This is a genomic window from Frankia tisae, assembly GCF_025403405.1.
Lineage (GTDB): Bacteria > Actinomycetota > Actinomycetes > Frankiales > Frankiaceae > Frankia > Frankia tisai.
In genome coordinates this window covers 1-4,874 of record NZ_JANEZT010000439.1, presented here as the reverse complement: position 1 = coordinate 4,874, position 4,874 = coordinate 1, and the positions used below count along the sequence as shown (strand labels likewise).

Here is a 4,874-nt window from a genome sequence, read left to right as displayed (position 1 = left end):
CACCCCCACCATCTGCGCCGGCCCGCGCCGGCCCGCCACCCGGTTAAGGCTGCCGCTTGACTTGCTAAAGCACTTGTCTTAGAAATTGGCGTCATGGCGTGGGACTTCGAGACGGACCAGGCGTTCGCCAAGCAGCTCGAGTGGGTCGACGCGTTCGTGCGCGACGAGGTCGAGCCGCTGGATCACGTGCTGCGGGAGCCGTTCGACAAGAGCGACGAGGTCGCGAACGCGATCGTGCGCCCGCTGCAACAAGTCGTGCGCGAACGCGGGCTGTGGGCCGCCCACCTCGGTCCCGAGCTCGGGGGATCCGGCTACGGGCAGGTGCACCTCGCGCTGCTCAACGAGATCCTCGGCCGTTCGCGCTGGGCGCCGTCGGTGTTCGGCTGCCAGGCGCCGGACTCCGGCAACGCCGAGATCCTCGCCCACTTCGGCACGCCGCAGCAGCAGGCCACCTATCTCCAACCGCTGCTCGACGGCCGGATCTGCTCGTGCTACTCGATGACCGAGCCGCAGGCCGGCGCCGACCCGACGCTGTTCCGCGCCGCCGCCCACCTCGACGGCGACGAGTGGGTCCTGCGAGGCGAGAAGTGGTTCTCCACCAACGCCCGCTACGCCAGTTTCTTCCTGGTCATGGCGATCACCGATCCGGACGCCGGCCCCTACGAGCGCGCCAGCATGTTCATCGTGCCGGCGGGCACGCCCGGCCTGGAGATCATCCGTAACGTGGCGCTCGGCCACGAGGCGGCCGAGCTCGGCGCGCACGGCTACGTCCGCTACGACGACGTGCGCATCCCGGCCGATCACCTGCTCGGGCAGCGCGGCCGGGCGTTCGCCATCGCCCAGACCCGCCTCGGCGGCGGCCGCATCCACCACGCCATGCGGACGATCGCCATGGCGCGGCGCGTCTTCGACGCGATGTGCGAGCGGGCGCTGTCACGCCAGGTGCGCTCCGGCCCGCTGGCCTCCCTCGGCGTGGTGCAGGAGCAGATCGCCGACAGCTGGATCGAGATCGAGCAGTTCCGCCTGCTGGTGCTGCGCACGGCCTGGCTGATCGACAAGCACAACGACTACCGCCGGGTCCGCCGCGACATCGCCGCGGTGAAGGTGGCGATGCCGAAGGTGCTGCACGACATCTCCCGCCGCGCGCTGCACCTGCACGGCGCGCTCGGCATCTCCAACGAGATGAACTTCGTCGAGATGCTGGTCGCCGCGGAGCTGCTCGGTCTCGCCGACGGCCCGACCGAGGTGCACCGGGTCACGATCGCCCGCGAGGTCCTCAAGGACCACCACGCGGTCGAGACGCTGTTTCCCAGCGACCACCTGCCGACCCTGCGGGAGGCCGCCACCCGCCGGCTCGCGGGCCGCCTCGGCGACGCCGTCGCCCCCGCGCCGGCATGACCGGCGCCGCGGACGGCCCGGCGGGCGCCGTGCCCGGGGTGGACCTCGGCCGGCTGGCGGCGTGGATGGACGGCGAGGGCCTGCCGGCGGGGCCGATCACCGCCGTCGAGCGGCTCGCCGGCGGCACCCAGAACGTGCTCGTGCGCTTCGACCGCGGCGGGCAGCGGTTCGTGCTGCGCCGACCGCCCGTGCACAAGCGGCCCGACAGCGACCGGACGATGCGCCGGGAGGCCCGGGTGCTCGCCGCCCTGGCGTCGACCGACGTGCCGCATCCCCGGCTGATCGCCGCCTGCTCCGACGAGGCCGTCCTGGGCGCGGCCTTCTACCTGATGGAACCGGTCGACGGCGCCAACCCGACGGTCGAGCTGCCCGCCGGCTACCGGACGTCGGCGCATTGGCGGCACCGGCTTGGCCTCGCGATGGCCGAGGGGGCCGCCGCGATCGCCGCCGTCGACCACGCCGCCGCCGGCCTGGCCGACCTCGGCAAGCCCGCCGGGTACCTGCAGCGGCAGGTAAGCCGCTGGCGCGGCCAGCTCGACGGCTACCGGACGCTGGCCGGCTACCCGGGGCCCGAGGCGCCGGAGCTGGACGCCATCGGCGGCTGGCTCGACGCCCACCGGCCCGACGACTTCCGTCCGGGTCTGGTGCACGGCGACTACCATCTCGCCAACGTGCTCGTGACGGCGGACCGCCCGGCGCTCGCCGCCATCATCGACTGGGAGCTGGCGACCATCGGCGATCCCCTGCTCGACCTGGGCGGCCTGCTCAGCACCTGGCCGGGTCCCGAGGGGACACCGCCCGGGGCACTGGGGGTGCGCCCCTGGGACGGGTTCCCCACGGCCCGCGAGCTCGTCGCCCGCTACGGTGAGATCACCGGCCGCGACCTGCGTTCCCTTCCCTGGTACGAGGTCCTCGCCTGCTACAAGATCGGCATCATCCTGGAGGGGACCTACGCCCGCGCCTGCGCCGGGCAGGCCGATCTCGGCGTCGGCCGGCAGCTACGGGCGACCGCCAGGCGGCTGTTCGCCCAGGCGAGCGCCCGCATCGCGACGGCATGAGCGGCGAGGACACCCGCCGCGACCTGCTGCTGGCCGCCGAGCGGCTGTTCGCCGCCGGCGGCATCGACGGCCCCAGCATGCGCGAGATCAGCAAGGCCGCCGGGCAACTCAACACCAGCGCGCTGCAATACCACTTCGGCGACCGGCAGTCGGTCCTGGCCGCGATCATCGACCGGCATCACCGGGATGTCGAGCCCCACCGGCTCGGCCTGCTCGACACCCTGGAACTCGACGGGGAGCCCCCCGGCGAGTCCGGGCTGCGCGAGCTGGCCGCCGCCCTCGTGCTCCCGCAGGCGGCCCGCCTCGATCATCACGACGGCGGACCCGAGTACCTGCAGATCATCGCCGAGGTGACCGCCCGCCCCGAACGCTTCGCCGCCAGCTTCGCCGCGGTGTCGGCCGCGCCGAGCATGGTCCGCTGGCGCGCCCTGGTCACGCCGTTCCTGCCGCCCGCCGCGGTCGGCCCGCCGCTGCACCGCCGGTTCGCGGCGATCCGCTTCCTCAACGGGGAGCTCGCCACCCGCGCCCGGGAGCATCACCGCCCGGACCACCGGCTGTTCGCCAGTCACCTCGTCGATCTGGTGACGGCGATCCTCGCCGCCCCGGTCTCGGCGCAGACGAGCCGGCACATCCACTCCAGCCCGCCGAACCCCGCCGACCGGTAGGGTCGGAATTCGGCACGACGCCGGATGAGGGTCGAATGCGCAGCTCATCGGGTCGCGCCCAGGCGGGTCGAGACGTCGGGTCGACCCGGGGTCCGTAGTGCTCGCGGCTGTGCCGCGTGGCCTTCAGGGGGAGCGAGACACCGCGGGTGATGCTTCCGTTCATGCTGCCGGTGACGCACCGGCCGGATCGCGACGGTGTGGTGAGCCAGCACCGCCACGTCCCCTTCTTCCTGGCCCTGGAGATCGCCGCGCAGGCCTGGGCGCAGGCGCTGGCGACGACCTGTGAGGGGCTGCTCGCTCCCGCCGACCTCGCTGTCGTCGACGTGACCAGCACCTACCGTCGGGAGCTGTTCACCGGCGACGTCCTGTTCGAGGTCACCCTGGCGAAGTTCGGCTCCAGCTCGCTGACCTTCGCCCTGGAACTCAGCCAGAACGAGCAGGCGGCGGCGAGCCTGACCACGACCCTGGTCAAGGTCGACGCGGACCGGCTGCACTCGATGCCCTTCACCCCCGAGCAGCGCGCCGGCCTGCAGCGGCTCCTGCTCGCCTGAGGAGCACGCCGGCACCGTCCCACCCGGCCACGGAGGCAGGGCGGCTCACCAGGGGAGGTCGGCGAGGAGCTCCTCGACGCGCGCCCGCACCCCCGCGGCCGTCTCCGGGTTGGTGAGGATGTGGACCCGGTCCGCCTCGATGCCCGCCAGCGCGATGCGGGCGACGTCCGCCGGCTGCAGGACGGAGCCGCCGCGCTGCGCCGCCCGGTCGGCAAGGGTGTCCGCCGGGTCGGGCGTCTGCGCCCCCGGCGGCTGGTTCGCCCGCGACGTCTCGCTCAGCGCGGTGGCCACCGGCCCCGGGCACAGCACGCTCGCGCCGAGGGTGGGGGCGACGGCCCGCAGCTCCACGTTGAGAGTCTCGGTCAGCCCGATGACGGCATGCTTGACGGCGTTGTACGGCGTCAGCGTCGGCAGCGGCATGAGGCCGCCGACGGAGGCGGTGTTGAGAACATGACCGCCGCCCTGGCGGATCAGGTGCGGCACGAAATGGTGCACGCCGTGGACGACCCCGAGCAGCGCCACGTCGATCAGCCAGTGCCAGCTGGCCAGGCTCTGCTCCCACATCGGCGCCGGCCGGCTCACGACGCCGGCGTTGTTGCACACCAGATCCACCCGGCCGAACCGGTCGATGGTGGCCTCGGCGAGGGCGCCCACCTGGTCGGCGTCGCTGACATCGGCCGCGACCGCGAGCGTCGTGGCCCCGGTCGCGGCGAGTGTGGCGGCGGCCCGCTCGACCGCGTCGGTCTGCACATCGGACAGGACGACCTGGACGCCCCGGGCCGCGAGCGCCTCGGCCAGCCCGTACCCGATACCGCTGGCCGCTCCTGTCACCACCGCGACCTGACCCTGCTCGATCCTCATGCCCCGCATCCTGCCGGGAAACGGCCCCCGGCGTCGACATCGGAACGATCCCGTCATTGCGGACGCTCTCCACTGTCCGGGCATTCCGCCGCACCGGGTAGAGTGCGATCAGATCACTTCATGGGCGGCGCTGTCCGGCGAAGTCAGGCTCCGATACAGCCGGTTGACGCCAGCCCGTGCGTCATAGGTTGGGGGGCCTGTGAGCGACTCCGGCGGCTCCGGCGGCCCGTTCGGCAACCGGGCCGTTGCCTTCTGGACGGTGGTCGCGGGCATTATCGCGGCGGTGACGTTCACCGTGGGCGCCGTGACCCGGCTGACGAACGGACCGGACAAGCCCACCC

General features: G+C 73.2%; 5 protein-coding genes. 4 read left to right on the top strand and 1 reads right to left on the bottom strand.

Going from position 1 to position 4,874, the window contains the following annotated elements; translation table 11 throughout:
* Window positions 1-93: 93 nt before the first annotated feature.
* From NBZ85_RS27580 to NBZ85_RS27565, 4 genes are all read left to right on the top strand, one after another.
* Window positions 94-1,398, top strand: a complete 1,305-nt coding sequence (locus NBZ85_RS27580; protein WP_261559962.1) for an acyl-CoA dehydrogenase family protein — start codon at window positions 94-96, stop codon at window positions 1,396-1,398.
* On the top strand, window positions 1,395-2,456 hold the full coding sequence (locus NBZ85_RS27575; protein ID WP_261562924.1) for a phosphotransferase family protein: 1,062 nt from the start codon (window positions 1,395-1,397) through the stop codon (window positions 2,454-2,456). The genes NBZ85_RS27580 and NBZ85_RS27575 overlap by 4 nt, the downstream gene beginning before the upstream one ends.
* Window positions 2,453-3,121: a TetR/AcrR family transcriptional regulator gene (locus tag NBZ85_RS27570; protein WP_261559960.1), complete on the top strand. Its 669-nt coding sequence runs from the start codon at window positions 2,453-2,455 to the stop codon at window positions 3,119-3,121. Before NBZ85_RS27575 ends, NBZ85_RS27570 begins: the two co-directional genes overlap by 4 nt.
* A 149-nt stretch (window positions 3,122-3,270) precedes the next feature.
* Window positions 3,271-3,672, top strand: a complete 402-nt coding sequence (locus NBZ85_RS27565) for an acyl-CoA thioesterase (protein ID WP_261559963.1) — start codon at window positions 3,271-3,273, stop codon at window positions 3,670-3,672.
* Window positions 3,673-3,717: 45 nt separating this feature from the next.
* On the opposite strand, the gene NBZ85_RS27560 is transcribed toward NBZ85_RS27565, so the two are convergent.
* Window positions 3,718-4,533 (bottom strand): SDR family NAD(P)-dependent oxidoreductase, encoded by an 816-nt coding sequence (locus NBZ85_RS27560; protein WP_261559959.1) that lies wholly within the window; start codon window positions 4,531-4,533, stop codon window positions 3,718-3,720.
* Window positions 4,534-4,874 lie beyond the last annotated feature (341 nt).